The sequence below is a fragment of the Leptolyngbya sp. Heron Island J genome (assembly GCF_000482245.1).
In the GTDB taxonomy this organism is placed as follows: Bacteria; Cyanobacteriota; Cyanobacteriia; order Phormidesmidales; family Phormidesmidaceae; genus Leptothoe.
Genome location: NZ_AWNH01000047.1, coordinates 1 through 19,268, shown reverse-complemented (window position 1 = coordinate 19,268; position 19,268 = coordinate 1). Strand labels below are relative to the sequence as shown.

The window sequence follows — 19,268 nt, the reverse complement described above, 5'->3', positions numbered from 1 at the left end:
TGGGTAAAACATCTATAGGTGTTAAACAGCTTATACAGCCACCAAATCCTTGACTAACATCTTAGTCATCAAACCACGCATCTGCTCGGCGGCAGCGTCGAGTTCATCGGTAGCCAATGAATAGTTTTGAATCATAGGCAACACATTCATAGCCAAAGCCGTAGGTGCATTTCGCTTGAGTTCAAACACAGCCCTATCGACATGCTCTTGTCGACTGCCCTCTGGGAAATAGATTCTCGGCGTTCTGGCAATATCCAAACAATTATTTAGATAATCTTGCTCAGGGTTAAAGTGCATATGGCCATCTATGCCTCCAAAACAGTCAATTCGCATCACTTCCTCCTCAAGCACATAGAGTGATGCCGAAGGCCCAGATCCTACTGGCGGGAAATCTGACCAATGGACTATTAAGTAAGCATCCTGTAACTGAATGACACGAGCACCTGCCTTACGCATGTGAAAGTACATTTTTCTGGGTAGAGAACGATGCCAAAGACCAAATGCAACCCGCTGCGGCAGAACGCCCAGAGCGAATAGCCAAAGCTTCTTATCAAGGTGAAAACGGCCAAAGACACGTTTGAATTTACGAATGGCTCTGCCGAAAATAGTCATAATGCTCACCCGCTTATTAAAAATGTAATCAACGCCTCAGTGGAAGCACAGATTGATTATTTTTATTTTTAAAATCATAAATAAATCCACGGATAAAGATCGCCCAAAGTTCGAGGAATTGAAAAAAATTACATAAAGCTCTGTCCGGATAGTTTACTGAAACTTTATTTTTCTGATTGCTGACCGCTGGGCTTAAACTGGCTTCATGTCGCTATGGTGAAGATTAAGAATGCAGCTAGAGGAATATTGGGTAATTTTGCGGCTCACTCAAGAGGAATAGCTGAAACAGGCTGAGATCCACCATTAGGGTGTATGCATTGGCTACGATTCCACTAAGCAATTAACATCTACTACAAAACCATTTATGCTTTATACGGCTCGAATTACAGATAGCATTACTTTAGAGCGCTATCCTCTCCATTCCGATTTTTGGGAAACATAGTCCGGTAAGTTTCATATCTTCAGCTCAGTTTTAGAAATCTCTGAGATGAAGCGTTTGTTAGTTTCGAGGGCTGAATAACCAACAGAACCAGAGCGGTTCACAGTCTACAAACCGGGTCAGACGTGGTTTACCTATCCAAGACTAGCTAAGGTAGCATGCTCAAATCATGCAGTTGCTGATTTGGCAAGGACAACTATCAGTCAAAGTCTCCCGGTAAAGGCAAGAGAATCAACTAATGGGCTTTATATTCAGTATTAAAAGCGCTTGAGCATTAAGTAAAAGATTAAGGGAGTATTCGATGCAACGTTCATCTTGTCGATTTTGTAACGCGAGCCTTCAGCATACTTTTGCTAATCTTGGTGGCTCCCCTATTTCAAATGACTATCTGACCCAAAATCAGCTGCAGCAGGCAGAGAAATTTTATCCTCTACATGCTTACGTTTGTCATAAATGTTTGCTTGTCCAGCTCGAAGAATTTGAGTCTCCCGACCATATTTTTGGAGATGGTGATTATGCTTATTTTTCGTCCTATTCTGACAACTGGTTGCGTCATTGCAAGACTTACACTGACCAAATGATCGAACGATTTAAGCTTGATAAAAACAGCTTGGCGGTGGAAATCGCCAGTAATGATGGATATCTCTTGCAGTACTTTGTTGAAAAGGGCATTCCCGTTCTCGGGATAGAGCCTGCACCCAACGTGGCGGCAGTAGCACAGAAGAAAGGCATTCCTAGTTTGGTTAAGTTCTTTGGTGTTGAAACTGCGAAAGATTTAGTAACTGAATACAAGAAAGCAGATTTATTATTAGGGAACAACGTACTAGCCCATGTACCTGATTTGAATGACTTCGTGGCAGGGATGAAGATCGCCCTGGCATCACAGGGAATTATTACTGTCGAATTTCCTCATCTACTCAAACTGATCCAGAACAACCAGTTTGATACTATCTATCACGAACACTTTTCCTATTTCTCTTTTTTGGCTGTTGAGAAGATTTTTGCGCATCATGATTTAAGACTATTTGACGTGGAAGAATTATCTACCCATGGTGGCTCCTTACGCATTTATGGCTGTCATATGGAAGATACTACTCACATAACCACAGAGCGAGTTGATCTCCTGAAACAAACTGAAATCGAGGCAGGGTTAACAGATATTCAGACGTATTTAAATTTTGAAGACCATATCAAATCCACTAAACGCAAGCTATTACATTTCTTGATTGAAGCCAAAGCGCAGGGAAAGACAATCGCTGGCTACGGTGCTCCGGCCAAAGGGAATACTCTACTAAATTACTGCGGTATCGGCACTGACTTCATCGACTACACCGTAGATCGTAATCCCCATAAACAATCATTGTTTTTGCCGGGTACCCACATTCCCATTTTTGCACCCGATCACATTTTTGAGACTAAACCTGATTATGTCTTGATTTTGCCTTGGAATTTAAAGGATGAGATTATGACTCAGATGGAGGGAGTTCGTGAATGGGGAGGAAAGTTTGTCATACCAATTCCCGAAGTAGAGGTGCATGCCTAACCTCACAACAGAATTAGCGCCATAGACCTTGTCATGACCTGCTCAGGTATGACAAGGTCATGCTTATGTCAGGTATGCTAACTAACTGAGACATACTCATGAAGTATTTTGAAAATCAGATTGCTGTAATTACAGGTGCGAGTAGTGGCATTGGACGAGCAACAGCACTGGCGTTGGCACAGCAGGGTGCCAATCTCTGTTTGATTGGTAGAAATCAAACTGCTCTTGACGCTGTTGCCGATCAGGCTAACAGTTATGGTGCCCAGGTATCTCGCTATGTGGCAGATCTAGCAGATGATGCATCAGTTCAGACAATGCTGAATGCGATCGCACCTCTCAAACAAATCCATATGCTGATTCACAGTGCAGGCACATTTAGCATGGGAACTTTAGCAGCATCTTCCCTGACATCGCTAGACTATCAGTATCAGGTAAATGTGCGTGCCCCCTACTGGATCACCCAATCGTTACTGCCCAAAATGCCTACCTTTGAAGCTCAGATTGTCTTCATCAATTCGACCGTAGGCTTAACAGCCAGAGGTAGCGTAGGTCAGTATGCCGCTTCTAAGCATGCACTAAAAGCGATTGCTGACAGCTTACGAGAAGAGATCAATCCCCAGGGCATTCGCGTCTTAAGTGTGTATCCAGGACGGACAGCGAGCCCCATGCAAGCCCAGGTACATGCTTTAGAAGATAAACCCTACGTCCCAGAAAACCTGATGCAACCAGAAGATGTAGCCGCCAGCATTCTGCACACCCTGAGCCTGCCAAAAACTGCCACAGTCACCGATTTAAGGTTAATCCCACTAAAGAAATAACCAACCGCTATCAGCCTTATCCACAATCAGCATCATGCTCAGCAAGTGGTTAGACAACTTTTTCAACGACTCGGCCTGGCAGGTAATACTCTCCACATGTCAACACACCAAGACCCTAAAGCTGAGGGATATTTGACTTACCACTCACTATCACTGCCATCGACAATCAAAATCTCTAATTTCGACGTCACTATAAATGTCTTCCAACAGAAAATTAGAAGAGGCATTTTATAACTGGCTTGCAATCTGACGCAAAACTTCGTCAACAACTTTTTTGTATCTTTCTAGGCTAAATGTGTTCAGCACCTTACTACGTGTTTGCTGCCAATCGACTGATTGAACCTTATCATGGCCAATTGCCAATATGCTTTGTGTCAGCGACTCGGCATTAGGCTCACAAGTCCATAGATCGTTTGAAACATCAAAGAACTCGTCTAAAGCTGGGGCAGCCATTGTCAATGTCGGTAAACCCAATGTTAATGAATCAATTAGTTTGGTCGGTATACCAGCAAGAGCACGACCCGATTTGCCAAAGATTCCCAAGGCTAAGTCACAATTTTCAACCAAATAATTAGGTAGCGATTCATCTGCAAATCTTAGGTCAGGACGAATAAAAACATGGTCGCTGAGTCCTTTCTCTTGAATCAGATTTTTATACTGATCCAGCAGATAACCTTGTCCTGCTGGTGGAATCGCAAACATATGGAAAGTAAATGGAAACGATTGAGCCTTCAGCAAAGCCATCGCCTCAATCATGGTTTCCACACCATGCAAAGCAATTAAAGTCCCCCACCAACAAATACGTAATGGTGTTTGACGTTGATAGTCTCGTTTGCAGGCATCAGTTGGTTCAGTAAACAGTGGCGAAATAAACTTGTTGGGATTATTAACCTTAACGTTGAGTAGGTTAGCCCAATGATCCATTTCATATTGAGCTAGATAAATGAGGTAATCAGCTTTTGTTAAAGCAAGAATGTCCAAAGCCATCAGCTCTTTTGCATCCTTACTACCAGGAGCAATTGTCTGCTGATCTTTCACCAGAGAGTCGTACAGTGAAACATGCATTTCTACAACTAGTTTAGTCTTACAGAGTTGTGAAATCCATAGAGCTGTTTTAATCAGTTGGGCATTGACAGGTAAAACATATAAGACATCTGATAGCAATGCCTTAATCAATAAATCTATAGTGATATAAAAACCGAAAATCTTATGGGCAATTTTGGTTGCCAAGGTTTTCTTTAAACCACGTTCTTGATAGAATTCCGGCAGTACCCAGGCCACTCGATAACCTTCGTCAAGAAGGATTTTAATAAGATTTTGAGAACGATATGCACCATAGACATTGCCATATAAGCACAGCTTTAATCGTTTTTTAGAAATCGCCATTGAATCCTCTTAGTAACCCATAAGAATAAAAAACGGACGTTCTTAGCATCAACCAGCTAATTAAGTTTGACTCTTTGATGCATTCAGAGATTTCTGCATGATCACTAAAGAAAAGATCTTTAAAAGGGTTGAAAGCATAATTTTAGGTTCACGAATAACCCTAGGATAATGACTTAAGGACAACCAGAAGTAACGAGCTGCTAAAAATCCTCGATGCCGATTAGATATCGAATCAATTGAAGTATCTAAAGCTTTAAATGTGAGATAACGGTAGAAGTTTGACATACACTGACGTTTGAGAAGATAGGCTTCAGGAGGTGCTTCCTTAAAAGCTTTCTCAAGGGCTTTTATTTTTGAGGTCTCATGCTTTTCCAGATTAAAAGAGGCTGAAGTGGTTGAAATTCGATATAGAACTTGAGGCAACGGCACTAGAACAAACTCATAGGACTTTGCTAGTCGCAACCACATATCCCAATCTTCCGATGGTGGCAGCTCTTGATCAAACCCTCCCACATGCTGCAATGCCGAACGTCGTACTAGTGGATTAGAGCCACATTCTAAGAAATTAGACGTCAACAACTTTTGGTAAACGTTTCCCCTAAAAGATGGGCGCATGCCAGAGCGTAAAAAAGAGCCTTCATCATCAATATAGTCTGTCCAACTATAGGCCACTGCAGCTGTAGACACATTTTCTAAAGCTTGATATTGACAGGCCAATTTTTCCGGCACCCACAAATCATCAGCATCCAAAAAGGCAATATACTCACCCTTGGCAGCTGCAATCCCCCGATTACGGCTAACAGCCACTCCAGAATTTTTATAGGATAAAACAGTTAAGCGAGCATCAGAAATCTCATTTAATTGCTCTAAAGTACCATCCTGTGAACCATCATTAATGACAATGATTTCAAAGTCCTCGATCGTCTGTGACAGGACAGATCTGACAGTTGCACCAATAGTATTTTCACTATTATAAGCAGGAATAACGACGGAAATCAGAGGCATCATACATCAGTTCAGGCGTATAGTTGTTGTTCTGAGCTTTTTCTATGAGCAATTCTAAGTCACTGTCCTTGAGCAGTTGCCTGAGATAATGTCGAGAAAAGAGTAGTGTTTACTAGGGTTTTCTTCAACAAATAGAATGGACTCATAAAACCTGCAATAAAGAAAACTAGTTCACACATTAATACAACATCGTGCTTGATTTGCATGCGATAAGTGAGCACATGCTGAATTACACGTCGTAAATTGCCCACTAAAATACGACTGACAATCACAGGTTTTTGCAACGTGCTGACGTTGATCAAACGCAGCTCACAAATACAGCTGCCCACTGTACGAGACAAAGAAATTAATGCTTCCCGCTCTAGTCGTTTTTTAGGAATGTGGTGATAAATATGCATCTCTGGGTTATACCAAATTTCCCATCCTTGACGATGCATGCAAATTGAGATTTCAAAGTCATTTCCACCGCGGGTAGTACGCTGTAGCTGCGCTGGCACTGCTTCGAGCCAGGCTTGCTTACGAATGACTAACCCTGCTCCTGGGGGTAATATCAACACCTCAGGCTGATAGAGGTGAGGCTCAGGACCACGTTCTTTAATGGCTAAAAAAGACTTTATCCGCTCAAAATTCTCAGGTGGTGGCACTTCAAACTCACCATGAATTTGACCTCCATAGGCCCCCGCACGGGGATGCTGCTCACCAAAACCATAGGCTGCCATCACCCAATTTTGATCGGGAGCGGTATCGTCATCTAAAAAACCAACCCACAGGCCGTCAGCAGTTTCGACACCACACTGACGGGCATAGGCTAGTCCTTGTCTTGACTCGGTTACAGACCGTAGCGGCACAGCGTCTAGCCAATTAGATTGGTACTGCTTCACTACGGCTGCTGTTGTATCAGTGCTGTTATTGTCTACCACCAAGATTTCCCACGTCAGGTCGGTGATTATTTGCGATCGCAATGCATCCAATACCCTTGGCAATCGCTGGGCACCATTATACGTAGGAATAACAACTGTAAAATCAACCATAGTTAGGCAGCAACATCCTGAATAAAGGGAACCGGTTTTGAAAATTGGTAACCTTGAAAATAAGCAATACCAAGCGTTTGTAACCGATCTATGGCAGCCTGGGTTTCCACTCCTTTAGCCACCAGCTGCACATGATGTTGTCGACTGAGCTGAATCAAATCAGTCAAGACATCATCATCCTGTCGAGAGCCAGGAGCCACCGCCGTCTGACTCAGCTTCAAACAGTCAATCAGCAGAGGCGCACCTGAGTGATTAAAGATTTCCCCATCACTCACATCATCAATAGCCACCCGTAGACCCAGGTGTTTCATCCGCTCCATCAGACTCTTAGACTGTGGCCAGGCATTGATTACAGCAGATACCGGCAATTCAAAGCACAGACTCTGGGGAATCACTCGATTACGTTGCAACTGCTCCTCTAAGAAGTTAGGAAAGCTAGGATCAGCAACACTGACTGCCGAGAGATTTAAAGAATAAACCGCCTCTAGCGGTCGTGGTCCTAAGAGTTCACACAGCTGCTGAACAACTCGTCGATCCAGGGTACGTATCAAACCATAACGTTCTGCCGTAGGAAAGAAGACCTTAGGAGAAACAGGTTGATGTTCAGAAGATTCTTGCCGCAGTCTCAACAAGATCTCAAAGTGTGGCAAACCTGTTATCTCATTAACAGTTGATGACGCCACTGGGTCAAGCATAATAACAGACTGTTGATATAGCTCTAGCTGACGCTTTTCAAAGGTATCCGTCAACCGGCGCAACCATAGCTGACGCTCAGGTAGCTCTATATTATCTCGCCAGTTTTGCCACCAGTCCTGGGACGCTTTTTTTAACAGAAAAACAGGACTGGCCACTGTACTGAGGAGTAGGGCTCGTTCACAAGCTGCAACAAGATTGAGATCATGCTGTTGCAACCCATGTTTAATACAATGGAGTCCCAATTTTCGTAAATCATTGACCACGTAGGCTGGCATCTTAAAAAGTCGTTGCCAATTTTTCGCTCCTAAGAACCGGATGTAAGACCGACTGAGACCCACACAGCGAAGGAGAGAGACTAAATACTCTCGTTGCAGGCGACTTTCAGGAATTTGATGAGTAATCACCATATCGGAGTTGTACCAAATCTCCCAACCTGCTTTTTGAATATGCAGTAACGCCTCTAGATCTTCACTCGCTAAGCCCGCTGATTTGCCCTTGTGATTTAAAAATAAACGCTCTGGTACCGCATCCAGCCAAGCAGACCGACGCACGGCTAAGCCTGCTGCAGGTGGTAGAATTTTAGACTTTGGCTGATAGAGATGAGGCTGGCTACCACGCTCAACAATGGCTAAAAAACAGGCAATTTGTTCAAAACCTTGGGGCAAAACTCCCTGAAAATCACCATGGATTTGGCTACCAAATGCGCCAGCGCTGGGGTTGGCCTGAGCAAATCTATAAACATTGCTTAACCAATCAAGAGCCGGGATGTTGTCGTCATCCAGAAACGCAATCATGTGCCCTCTGGCTTCTGTAACTCCTCGCTGTCTGGCAAACGCAGCTCCTTGCTCAGCCACAAAACAGTAGCGCAGCGGCACCTCTTGAGACCATAGGCGTTGGTAGTCTGCAACAATGTCAGCGGTGCGATCGCAACTATTGTTATCACAGACAATCACTTCCCAGGTAAATCTATCTAGATTCTCTTGCTGTTTGAGCACAGCCAGTACCTGGGGAATACGCTCAGCACCATTGTAGGTAGGAATAACAACACTAATATCCAAACAGGCTCGCTGAGGCACCATAGAAGACCCAGCCACCTTATTCGGTTGAAAATCAACAGTCATCATGACTAAAAACCGAAGGTTTTTGTAGCGACATAGACACAACTCCCATGAATCTATCTGGCGCTTTGGAGAGAGCAAGTCATCCTAACAAACTCCTATGAAGCAACCAGACCATTACAGGAGCGTGCATCGAAAAACGTTAACAAGGAAACAGATACTTCAGATAAATATTGGCTTAAAATATATGAATCGAAAAATATCAATTCAATTATCCCCAAATTTATTACAGCATACAGCTCAGCGTAAGGAAAGTTACTGACCGACCACTCCAGATATTGTCAAGGAAAGCACAGGCCATCATCATTTCACAAAACGCTTGGTCAAAAATTGACCTCTGTATACCTCCAGTATCTAATTAGACCTCTTGCTCGATGTAATCAAGTCATTCACAGGGCACAGTTTGACAGAGCTAAAATTTTTCACCACTGAGGATAAAAATGGGCACAATCGGTTTCAAAACTTGATTAGAGCCACGAGTTTCTAAGCGACTGCCACCAGTTTGTACCACTTCAATATTGCGCACCTGGAGATCTGCAAAACTTTCAGAGATCGCGTAGAGTGATTGAAAATTACCTGCAGTCGCCACTAGCCGCCCATGGGGTGCTAATTTGTCCCAGGCGTGGGATAGCAGAGGTTTTAGGTCTCGCCCCCCCTCTACCAAAATTGCATTAGGGATGTGGGGTAAGCTGTCAAAGCATTCAGGTGCATTATCCACGACGACATCAACGTTAGGTACTCCAAACCGCTGACAGTTATTTTTGATCAGTGCTGCCACATCTTGATCTCGCTCCACCGCAACTATAGAACCTTGAGGGCACAGCAGCGCTGCCTCTACCGCAATTGTCCCAGTACCGGCACCAATATCCCAAAGCACCGCTTGAGGCCCCAGCTTGAGAGCACTGAGCAGCACCAACCGCACTTCCCGTTGGCTCATGGGAATACCGGGTAATTGTTCAAACAGGCGGTCAGGAATACCGGGGGTAGCATAGGGCCAAAGGGGCTCCATGGAGATCTCTGCCTTAAAACGCTGGAATAGCCTGAGGATAACGCTGTTCTTGAAGGCTGGCTAGGGGTTAATGGCAGAAGCGCACTTGAGCCTACAAAACTCTGAGGGTTTGTAGTGTGGGGTCCATCAAACCGCTCAAATGGGCTCCAGCCCTTTGGGCCATCTTTAAGTTATTTAATATGTCTGCTGTGATCAGCTCTCCCGGCATCAGATTAGGAATACCCGGTGGATAGATACACACTGTATCCGCACTAAAGCGACCAACCGCCTCGTCTGCCGCACAGTCACTCGTGTGAGCAAAAAAGGCCTCACGGGGGGACATCCCAACTACTGGCATCGAAAAATATGACTGAGATTTAACGGCAGCTGTCCTAGTTGGCAGTTGTTTGAGTCCATAGATCAACTGGTCGATGTCTTGCTCTGAATTTCCCAGACTGATGATAAAGGTAAGCTGATGCAGCGTCGGTAGCTCAGCAGTCACACCACGTTCATGTAGCCAGGCATCGGCGGCAAAGCCGGTTGTTCCTATGGCCGATACATCAACCGTCAGCCGAGTCAGGTCTTGTTGAAAGATCCCCCCTGCAGACACATCCAAGACAGGTAGGGGACTATCTTGTAACCGATAGCGAGCAGAATTCGCCAGGCTTAGGGTCTGCTCCATCAGTGCCAGGCCCTGGGTTGCCATTTGATGCCGGGCAGCGTCTAGGGAGCCCAGGAGTAAATAGCTAGGACTGCTGGATTGAGTCATGCGCAGCGCCTGATTTAAGCGGTTGCGATCGCATCGTTCTCCCTGCACATGGAGCAACGCCGCCTGAGTAAATGCGGCTAATACTTTATGGGCCGAGTGAATCACAATATCGGCACCACTACTCAGGGCCGACGGCGGCAGCTCAGAATGAAACCCAAAATGAGGACCATGGGCAGCATCCACAATCAGTGGGATGCCATATTCATGAACAACAGCTGCTAGCGCCTCAATATCGCTACAGACACCTTCATAGGTTGGCGACACCACCACCACCGCCTTAGCATCAGGGTTTTGACTGAGCGTAGACGCCATCATATTCACATTCAAGCCCAGAGCAAGCTGCCATTCTGGGTCATGCATAGGCGCTATCCACACCGGCATTGCCCCCGATAAAATCAGCCCAGATACCACCGACTGATGTGCATTGCGCGGCACGATGACTTTATCCCCTGGCCCACAAGTAGCCAGCAATGCCGCCTCAACACCGCAGGTAGAACCATTCACCAAAAACCAAGTACGCTCAGCCCCAAAAGCCTCAGCAGCTAGCTGCTGAGCCTCCAAAATGACTGACTCTGGCGCAAATAAATCATCCAGTTCTGGCAGCTCGGGCAAATCCAATGCAAAGATATCGTCGCCAAAGACAGTCTGATGTAACAGCGATATCCCTTGTCCGCCTTTATGCCCAGGCGTATAAAACGCAGCCCGCTGACATCGAGCACAATCACGCAAAGCCTCAACCAGTGGAGCACAGGCTTGGGACCACATAACCAATCGAACACACGACAGAAGAACTCAACCATAAAAAGGCACCGAGGTTAGTTCAACCCCAGTGCTCACAACTGATCAAGAATCAAGAAACTAATGTAATACCAGTAAATTACCCACCACAAGGGTGCGCAGAACAATCAGTGACCTATCGGCGCATCTTCTTAGCCATGTCACGGAACATATCCATGCCAGTGTCAGTATCTCGACGAACTACAGGCTGAGCTGCAGGTGCAGGGTCAGCTTGAGGAGCCGGTTTTTCAGAAGCAGGGGAAGCAGGCTGAGCTGCAGGCGCAGGGTCAGCTTGAGGAGCCGGTTTTTCATAAGCAGGGGAGGCAGGCTGAGCCGCAGGTGCAGGCGTGCTGAAGCTAGATACACCAAAGCTCGGGGCAGCAGCAGGCTTAACAGCTTCACCGACCGTTTTACTTGTGCCAGAAGAGATACTCTTCACACTTTCCATCTCTTCTTCCTGACCCTTCTTCTTGGCAAAGGTGCGACGAATCACAACTTCCTTGCGCATGAAGTCAATATCACCGAAGGTTTTAGCCTCGTCTTCACTTAAGAAAAAAGCCTCCTTCGATTGAGGGCCTTGGTTTTTTTTGCCGCCAAAAAGTCCAAAAAATCCAGCCATATTTCCTTCTTAATGTAACGAATGGTAGCCATTAGGTTCTTTTATATTAACTTTTACTAGCCGTTCTCAGAAACTTATTTTTTTAAGTTTCATAAAGATGTCACTTAAGTTTTTCTCTTTATTATGCTGAAAGTTCTATGGATAAAAGGAATCCGGCTACCAAAGCAGACAGCCGGACAATATTTTCCAGAACCAATAACCACTGGTTTATGAGCCAACATTTATTTTGTTAGGCCAGTAAATTAGATGCATTGGTCAAAACATCTTCCACTGTTGACAAAGCAATTGCGCCTGAAAGCTGGCCAAGGGATGTATCAAGATTGATAGATGCAATCCCATCCTGTAGGGTCAATGCTCCAGTGGTGGAATCGATTACACTGCTGGCCCGTAGGATGAGGTCATCAAAGGAGGCTGCCACTTCAAATTCCCCAAAGTCGCTAACAATATTGCCAGCAATTTCACCTGCATCAATTGTCAGCTCACCACTTAGATCTTCAGTCAACGCACTTGCTAGTTGACTAGCCAGAGGCCCCACCTCAAAGGTTGTCGAGAAATCATCAATCGGCAGACCATCAAAACCGGCTGTAAATGACCCTAAGCCTTCCGATAGAGACAGTTCTCCTGAGAAGGCCTCAAGCGGTAAAGCCAGAAGCACACTAGAAATGGGTACACGCACAACACCTGCACTCAAATCTAGCTCAGCATCAACCCCTGAAAGCATGTCATCGGGTAGCTCAAACTGAGCATCCTCAGGAAATTCGATGCTGGTATCTAGATCTCCAAACGGCGTTGTTAAATCAAGGTCAAGATCCCCTCCTGCGAAATCGATCGTGCCGACAAAGTCGCCAAGGGCTGTATCGATATCAACATTGAGGATGCCGTTGGCAAAGGGTAACGTCACATCTGCGCTGGTAAACAGACTGGTTAGGTTGTCCGTCAAAGCCTCAGTGATATCCAGACTCAAAGCATAGTCATTGCCATCAATGGTGACATCACCTGTGAATTGACCGTCACTCAAACTGGCGCTACCCGTAATCCCTGCTAGAAAATCGCTGGCATCTTCCAGCAGATCATCAAAGGCGTCATCTAACCCAATGGTGAACGAACGCGTTATCCCGTCCTGGGTTAATTCTCCTGACAAATTAGGACCATCAATTGTGATGGTGCCTGTGCTATCGATCAGGTCTTCTACAAAATCCACCCCTTGCTCTAGAAATGGCGTAATGGATAGCTGACTGAGATTGGGAGCGATCTCACTAATGAGGTCGTTGACATCAGTCAACAGCTCTAACAGTTCATCGTCTGATAGTGATGGCAGTGTCACTTCAAAAAAGTCCACAACATCACTCAGAACATCGGCAATCGTCGCATCTTCGGGCAGTTCTGCGATGAAGTTCACAATATCCTCAACGACATCGCTGACATCGACAGTTTCAATATCAACGCCAAGATTCGTTAGAGTCTCCACCACCAGTGAAGTAGTTGAATCAACGACTTGATCAACATCTGCGATCTCATCATTCACAATATCTGTAATATCTGCGATCAAGCTATCAAAATCGATATTTGGTAGTAATGCTACAAAAGCGCCTAAAGGATCGGCGCTTGAATCGTTAGCTATAGCTAAAGGCTGATTAAAAAGTGATAAAACGTTAGCGTCCACAGATGCTTCCCTATCCTGGTAAACAACTCAAATAGACACACGCCAAATATGGCGCGTTAAAGCGATTTTTCATTCAACGTTTCCCCCCTTACAGTCTAGGGTAGACCTCGAAATTCAACAGCAATTTAAGCGACCCTAATCTAATGGCATATCAGGTCTAGATTGAAGCCTATGGATTCCATTGTTTAATACGAGATCCTAACTAGTTTTCATCAATTACCAAGTGTGGGCACAGAGATTGAAAATGGACATAAAACACCATACTTAAGCAGCTATTGCCATTGCTGATTGAAGAGAAACATCGAATTAGCAAGATTGATCTGCACCAGCATTTTTCAGCTTCAATCTTCCAAAAGACCAGCAACAATCAACTACCTATTTCGAGTGAAGGGACCTTTATTTGAACCAAGCACTCGGAACTGCTTCAACCGAATAGCAGTTTCAGCCGAAAACCCAAATAATTGAGAGCTATATCTCACTACGATGACGTTCTAACAGGTCAAGCAAATCTACTTGACATTGAATGGGCACTAAATCACTTAAAGGAAGAGAGCGACGACCACCACCTAACTTGACAGTAATGTCTTGCAAAACTTCGACCACACCAGTTTCAGACAAATCACTGTCGGTCACCATCGGATAAAATTTTTCAGCCAGGGTAGTATGCAACGAGGTATCTCGCAGATACAAATGCCACTTAGCAACATCGATGTAAACCGTGTCGCCAATATCCGCCGCTAAGGCTTCAATGACTGCTGCCGCACCAGGGTATGCCATGGTAATTCTCTTTTTAGAGGAAAGTCTCTTGCATTAGGGTAAAAGGTCTGGCTACGGAAATGAACCGTTCGTAAAATGCATTAACAAAATTTTCAATTTATGACGATGGCTTGTCTGAGGTTGTCTCAGGTGCAGAGTAGGATGCGATCGCAAGCAGCCACACACCGTGGGCACCCAAAATCCCTAACCAAGGCAACGTCAACTTAGGCAACCACAATAAAGTACCCGGCATAAATCCATGGAAAAACCACAGAGTTGAATTGACAGCTGTAAACGCCGCCACATGCACCGCAAAATTAATTCGATCCCCTAGCTTGCGATACTCTGGGTCAGCACGATCAGGTTTACGTGGCCATTTAGGAGGCATAAAACACCAAAAAATATCTCATAACTCCCTAGTATAATCTCCCGATTTACCCCCAGTTTTACTAAGCAAACGAATATCCTCAATCTGCATAGACTTTTGCAACGCCTTTGCCATGTCATACAGCGTTAACGCCGCTATAGAAACCGCCGTTAAGGCCTCCATTTCCACACCAGTCTGACCCAGCGTTTTCACCATGGCCTCAATTCGATATCCCGGCCGCCTATTATCTGCTGCAATATCAATTTGCACTTTTTTTAGTGGCAGGGGATGACACAACGGAATTAAATTCGACGTCTGTTTAGCTGCCATAATCCCCGCAACCCGAGCAGTACCCAATACATCTCCCTTAGGCAAATTACCAGACTGAATCGCTGCCATCGTCTCACGGGTCATCCGTAAATATCCCTCAGCCACCGCCACACGCTGAGTTATCGGTTTGTCAGCCACATCCACCATATGAGCCGCCCCCCCTCCATCCAGATGACTAAGAGATGGCTGTCGAGCTTGAAAAATCACTGGTTGCCCATTGCACTGAAAAATTGCCATATAAATTTTGGATAGCGTATCAACAGTGTGTTACAGTTTAATCCTGTTAGAGCCTGTAGCTCAGTGGACAGAGCACCTGGCTACGGACCAGGGTGTCGGGGGTTCGAATCCCTCCAGGCTCGTTAAGGTGTCGAATGTGGCACAGCATATAGATCTTTACCGCCTCTTAGAGCAAACCGCACTGAGTGGTTAAGGTCTTTGCTAGACGTAGTGATGAAAATGGCTATTCCTAGGATAGTCATCAAACTTGATATGCCAAAAATATCTCGATAACTGGTCAAATCTGCAATTTGCCCCATCACCGGACCGGCTAACGCAATGCCCACATCAAAACCGGTCAAACATAGTCCAAACATTACCCCCCGCTCAGCCGGTGTTGAACGATCGGCCATCAGCGCCGCTATCATCGGAATCAACATGCCACCGCCCATACCTTGTAAAGCTGCCGCCAGTAGCACCGCCACCTCACTTTGGGCCAACCACAGGGCAACCATAGATATTGAGTAAAACAGTAGTCCTAAGGTAATAAACGGACCACGACCATAGCGATCCGAAGCTTTACCAGCTAACAGGCGAATACCAAAACTAGAAAACGCAGACGCCGTATAGATCAACCCAATATTGAGAGACAAATTTGACTCACGGGCATATAGCGGCACGAAAGTTGCTAAAGCACCAAACGCTAGCCCAACCAACAATAAAATCATCGCTGGCACCCGTACTGCTGGCATCCACAACGAGGCCCAAAAGGATGTACGACGTCGGCATGGTATGACCTCGCGTTGGGGCTCTGCAATGGTAATGGCACACCCCAATCCAACCACCCCCAGAATGGTCATCACGATAAATACCTGCGAAAATCCTGACCCAGCCTGCAAATAGCCCCCTAAGGCAGGGCCGATGGCCATCCCAATGGGATTCACTAAGCTCATATAGCCAATCAGTTCGCCGCGCTGACCAGGGGGAGCGAAATCTGCCACTAGCGCACTGTAGGCGGTCACAAATGCAGCAATGCTCAGGCCATGGAACGCCCTAGACACCATCAAAAACACAATGGCTGAGTCTATCCGCCCAACATAACTCCCAAATGAGACCTGCCAGATAGCAGCAGGCAAGAAAGGCACAGACCAATAGAGTAGGGGAGCCACAGCAATCGCCACCAGACCGATGACAAGCACTGGCTTACGACCCCGTTCATCGGTGATTCGAGCCATCACTGGACGCATCGTCAATAAACCGACGGCAAAACTAGCCATGACAAAACCAATCTGCTGCCCCGTCGCACCAAACTGTTCAATATATAAAGGTAAAACAGGCAGCAACCCGGCTAGCCCAGCCCAAAAACATAGCCCAGCTACGAACATGGCAACTAAGTTTCGTCTGAGGGACAGCTCGACTGTGGCAAATACGTTCAAAATATGCTCCTTAAGGAATGAGGCACCTATCAGTTATCGCGGGCCCAACAGTAAACAGGCGGAAACGCGTCAATACCCTGCATAAAACCATAAACCCACCGAGCTCAATGACTACTGAAGGCCTTGACTCTAGGAACGATGAGAGTGTTGATTCTCCTGACAAGGCATTATTAACAATTGTAACGAACTCTCAAGACGGATCGGCCACTTTTGACATGTCATACCAATATCGGTATTGCCTCACCCACACTTGGCAAACCCTAGATCAGCCCATCCGGCAAGTTACGTTTATCATGCTCAACCCCAGTACAGCAGATGCCGCAACAGACGATCCCACCATTCGGGCCTGCTCACAGTTTGCAAAACGGTGGGGCTATAACCACTTAACTATTGTCAACCTTTTTGCCTATCGCACATCCCAACCATCCAACCTGATCAAAGCAGCTAACCCCATTGGTCAAGGGAATGACAGCTATTTGCTCAAAGCGACTGAAACCGCTGATCAAGTTATTTTGGCTTGGGGGAACTGGGGAAACTTGAGCAACCGAGCCCAGACTGTGGTGGATTTGTTAGCCCCTTACCATCACAAACTCTACTACCTGGTGCGTAATCGCTCTGGTCACCCGCGTCATCCCCTCTATATCAAACGCACGACCCAACCTAAACCATGGCGTTAATGTTTGAAGCAGCCTGACTAGGATGAAATCGCCACTGGTCTCGAAGTTTCTATGACAATCGACAAAGCGGGCTACAACATCAACACATTCCCCGAATTCACACCTTGCCCACATCCCGCCTTAGCTGCCAAAGCTTAACCGTGCCATCCTCACTGGCAGAAGCCAAGGTCACTCCATCGGATACTGGTCATTGGGACTAAAAGCAAGCTTGAAGACGGTTTTCTCTCCTACATAATCATCCAGCCCACATTCCACCCTCTGGATTGTCACATTTGGAATAATGAGCGATGATACACGTCAACATCGTCGCAAAGGGTAGCCTCTTATCGATATCGTCGTCCAAACCGTAGACCATCTAGGCATCGTCGCGGGTATTGTCGATGAGCTGGGTGTGGTTGAGACCATCAATGAGTGTCTTGGCCAAGATCCGCATGAGCAGATCAGCGCCGGGATAGCAGTAAAAGCGATGATCTTGAATGGGTTGGGGTTTGTATCTGCCCCGTTGTATTTGTTCGAGCAGTTTTTCGAAAGCAAAGCCACCGAGCATCTGCTAGGCTCCGATGTCTTGCCTCAGTATCTGAATGATGATCGCTTAGGGCGTGTGTTAGATCGTCTCTATCAAACGGGCATCACATCTGTGTTTTTGGCCATTTGCCTGGAAGCCGTCAAGCGCTTTGACGTTAGCTGTGAGCGAGCCCACTTAGATGCCACGTCGATGAGTGTGTCTGGGGACTATGTACAATCGACTGATACGGGTTCCCTAGCCGCAACGGTGCCGATTCAAGTCTGCCATGGCTATTCGCGTGACCATCGCCCTGACTTGAAACAGTTTGTGATGAATCTGGTGTGCTGGGGAGATGGCGATATCCCAGCCTTCCTCGAACTGGCCGATGGGAATCAATCGGATAAAGCTCGCTTTGCCGGACTCCTCGGCGAGTTCCAGCAACAATGGGAGTTTGAAGGGGTCCATGTTGCCGATTCGGCGCTCTACAGTGCCGATAATGTGCAGCAATTGGGAAGCTTGCGGTGGATCTCTCGGGTACCGTTAACCCTGGCCCAAGCCAATGCCCTGATTGAAGACATCGACGACAGTGCTTTTCGTCCCAGTCAGCGCGACGGGTATCGCATCGCTGAGGTGTGTTGCACCTATGGCGATGTACAGCAACGGTGGATTGTGGTTGAATCGAGCCACCGTCAAGCCTCGGACTTGAAACAATGGGAGAAGCGGTGCGCCAAATCCACCCAACGCAAACAAACTGAGTTAGACCGTCTTAGCCATCAACCGTTTGCGTGTGAAGCGGATGCCCAGAAGGCAGTAGAGCGGTTTGAGAAGACCTTAAACTACCATCTCATCACGGACTCTAACATCGTTAAACAGGCTCACTATGGCCACCCCGGACGACCGGCCAAAACCGCCCCACCGACCTCCGTGAGCTATCACGTTCAGGCCACCTTGACACTCGACCCTGAGGCCGACGCCCTGCAACGGCGCAGAGCAGGACGATTTATCCTGGCCACCAATGTCTTGGCATCACCTGAGATCCCTCTGGAGGAGGCAGACACTGACTCAATCCACCTTTCAACCGATGAGATTCTCTCCGAATATAAGGCGCAACAGGGCACCGAGCGAGGGTTTCGGTTTCTAAAAGACCCATTATTTTTCACCTCCAGTGTCTTTCTTAAATCCCCTGAGCGCATCATGGCGTTGGGGATGATTATGGGCCTGTGTTTACTGGTCTATAATCTAGGCCAGCGACAACTTCGAAATGCTTTGAAAGTTGCCCATGAAACCCTGCCTAACCAACTTGGTAAACTGACTGAAACGCCGACGCTACGATGGGTCTTTCAATGTTTCATGGCCATTCATATGGTCAGTATTAATGGCCAACAGCAGATCGTAAATCTGACCGAAAATCACCGAAACATTCTGCGTTTCCTTGGCTCTGCTTCACAAGCCTACTACTTACTCTGTTGAGAAAACGCATTATTGTCAATGTGCCACTTAAGAGGGCGGAATGTCGG

The 19,268-nt window shown here is 46.3% G+C and carries 17 protein-coding genes and 1 tRNA gene; 5 read left to right on the top strand and 13 right to left on the bottom strand.

Annotated elements, in window-relative coordinates:
- Nucleotides 1–30 precede the first annotated feature (30 nt).
- Complete coding sequence (locus N836_RS53680) at nt 31–612, bottom strand: hypothetical protein (RefSeq protein ID WP_023073104.1); 582 nt, start codon at nt 610–612, stop codon at nt 31–33.
- Nucleotides 613–1,352: 740 nt separating this feature from the next.
- Here N836_RS53680 and N836_RS53675 point away from each other — a divergent pair.
- Both N836_RS53675 and N836_RS53670 read left to right on the top strand, forming a co-directional pair.
- A complete protein-coding gene (locus N836_RS53675) occupies nt 1,353–2,594 on the top strand; it encodes a class I SAM-dependent methyltransferase (RefSeq protein ID WP_023073103.1) in 1,242 nt (413 codons plus the stop codon).
- Nucleotides 2,595–2,692: 98 nt separating this feature from the next.
- Nucleotides 2,693–3,412, top strand: coding sequence for an SDR family oxidoreductase (locus N836_RS53670; protein WP_023073102.1), 720 nt, complete (start codon nt 2,693–2,695; stop codon nt 3,410–3,412).
- Nucleotides 3,413–3,640: 228 nt separating this feature from the next.
- Here the strand turns inward: N836_RS53670 and N836_RS53665 are convergent, their stop codons facing one another.
- The 11 genes from N836_RS53665 to moaC all read right to left on the bottom strand — a co-directional run bounded on the left by N836_RS53665 (nt 3,641) and on the right by moaC (nt 15,154).
- Nucleotides 3,641–4,798: a glycosyltransferase gene (locus N836_RS53665; protein WP_023073101.1), complete on the bottom strand. Its 1,158-nt coding sequence runs from the start codon at nt 4,796–4,798 to the stop codon at nt 3,641–3,643.
- A 60-nt stretch (nt 4,799–4,858) separates the two neighbouring features.
- Entirely contained in the window at nt 4,859–5,806 is a 948-nt protein-coding gene (locus N836_RS53660; RefSeq protein WP_023073100.1) for a glycosyltransferase family 2 protein, read from the bottom strand.
- Nucleotides 5,807–5,862: 56 nt separating this feature from the next.
- Nucleotides 5,863–6,834, bottom strand: a complete 972-nt coding sequence (gene hpsE, locus N836_RS53655; RefSeq protein ID WP_023073099.1) for a hormogonium polysaccharide biosynthesis glycosyltransferase HpsE — start codon at nt 6,832–6,834, stop codon at nt 5,863–5,865.
- Nucleotides 6,835–6,836: 2 nt separating this feature from the next.
- Entirely contained in the window at nt 6,837–8,654 is a 1,818-nt protein-coding gene (gene hpsE / locus N836_RS76535; RefSeq protein ID WP_161634972.1) for a hormogonium polysaccharide biosynthesis glycosyltransferase HpsE, read from the bottom strand.
- 406 nt (nt 8,655–9,060) lie between these two features.
- Nucleotides 9,061–9,657, bottom strand: a complete 597-nt coding sequence (gene cbiT / locus N836_RS53650) for a precorrin-6Y C5,15-methyltransferase subunit CbiT (protein ID WP_023073097.1) — start codon at nt 9,655–9,657, stop codon at nt 9,061–9,063.
- A gap of 91 nt (nt 9,658–9,748) precedes the next feature.
- Nucleotides 9,749–11,170: an aminotransferase class I/II-fold pyridoxal phosphate-dependent enzyme gene (locus N836_RS53645; RefSeq protein ID WP_023073096.1), complete on the bottom strand. Its 1,422-nt coding sequence runs from the start codon at nt 11,168–11,170 to the stop codon at nt 9,749–9,751.
- Between the two features lie 148 nt (nt 11,171–11,318).
- Nucleotides 11,319–11,801: a hypothetical protein gene (locus N836_RS73375; protein WP_023073095.1), complete on the bottom strand. Its 483-nt coding sequence runs from the start codon at nt 11,799–11,801 to the stop codon at nt 11,319–11,321.
- Nucleotides 11,802–12,030: 229 nt separating this feature from the next.
- On the bottom strand, nt 12,031–13,464 hold the full coding sequence (locus N836_RS53635) for a hypothetical protein (RefSeq protein ID WP_023073094.1): 1,434 nt from the start codon (nt 13,462–13,464) through the stop codon (nt 12,031–12,033).
- A 468-nt stretch (nt 13,465–13,932) separates the two neighbouring features.
- The gene (locus tag N836_RS53630; protein WP_023073093.1) at nt 13,933–14,241 is read right to left on the bottom strand and encodes a DUF3181 family protein; all 309 of its coding nucleotides are present in this window, start codon (nt 14,239–14,241) and stop codon (nt 13,933–13,935) included.
- A gap of 97 nt (nt 14,242–14,338) precedes the next feature.
- Nucleotides 14,339–14,608, bottom strand: a complete 270-nt coding sequence (locus tag N836_RS53625) for a hypothetical protein (protein ID WP_023073092.1) — start codon at nt 14,606–14,608, stop codon at nt 14,339–14,341.
- Between the two features lie 18 nt (nt 14,609–14,626).
- Nucleotides 14,627–15,154 (bottom strand): cyclic pyranopterin monophosphate synthase MoaC, encoded by a 528-nt coding sequence (gene moaC, locus N836_RS53620; RefSeq protein WP_023073091.1) that lies wholly within the window; start codon nt 15,152–15,154, stop codon nt 14,627–14,629.
- 49 nt (nt 15,155–15,203) lie between these two features.
- Between moaC and N836_RS53615 the strand changes: the two genes are divergently transcribed.
- Nucleotides 15,204–15,276: transfer RNA gene (locus N836_RS53615), tRNA-Arg, on the top strand.
- Here N836_RS53615 and N836_RS53610 read toward each other — a convergent pair.
- The gene (locus N836_RS53610) at nt 15,277–16,569 is read right to left on the bottom strand and encodes an MFS transporter (RefSeq protein ID WP_031292852.1); all 1,293 of its coding nucleotides are present in this window, start codon (nt 16,567–16,569) and stop codon (nt 15,277–15,279) included.
- A gap of 215 nt (nt 16,570–16,784) precedes the next feature.
- Here N836_RS53610 and N836_RS53605 point away from each other — a divergent pair, with 215 nt between their 5' ends.
- Both N836_RS53605 and N836_RS53600 read left to right on the top strand, forming a co-directional pair.
- A complete protein-coding gene (locus tag N836_RS53605; protein ID WP_031292850.1) occupies nt 16,785–17,246 on the top strand; it encodes a DUF1643 domain-containing protein in 462 nt (153 codons plus the stop codon).
- Nucleotides 17,247–17,571: 325 nt separating this feature from the next.
- Nucleotides 17,572–19,221, top strand: a complete 1,650-nt coding sequence (locus N836_RS53600; RefSeq protein ID WP_031292849.1) for an IS1634 family transposase — start codon at nt 17,572–17,574, stop codon at nt 19,219–19,221.
- Nucleotides 19,222–19,268 lie beyond the last annotated feature (47 nt).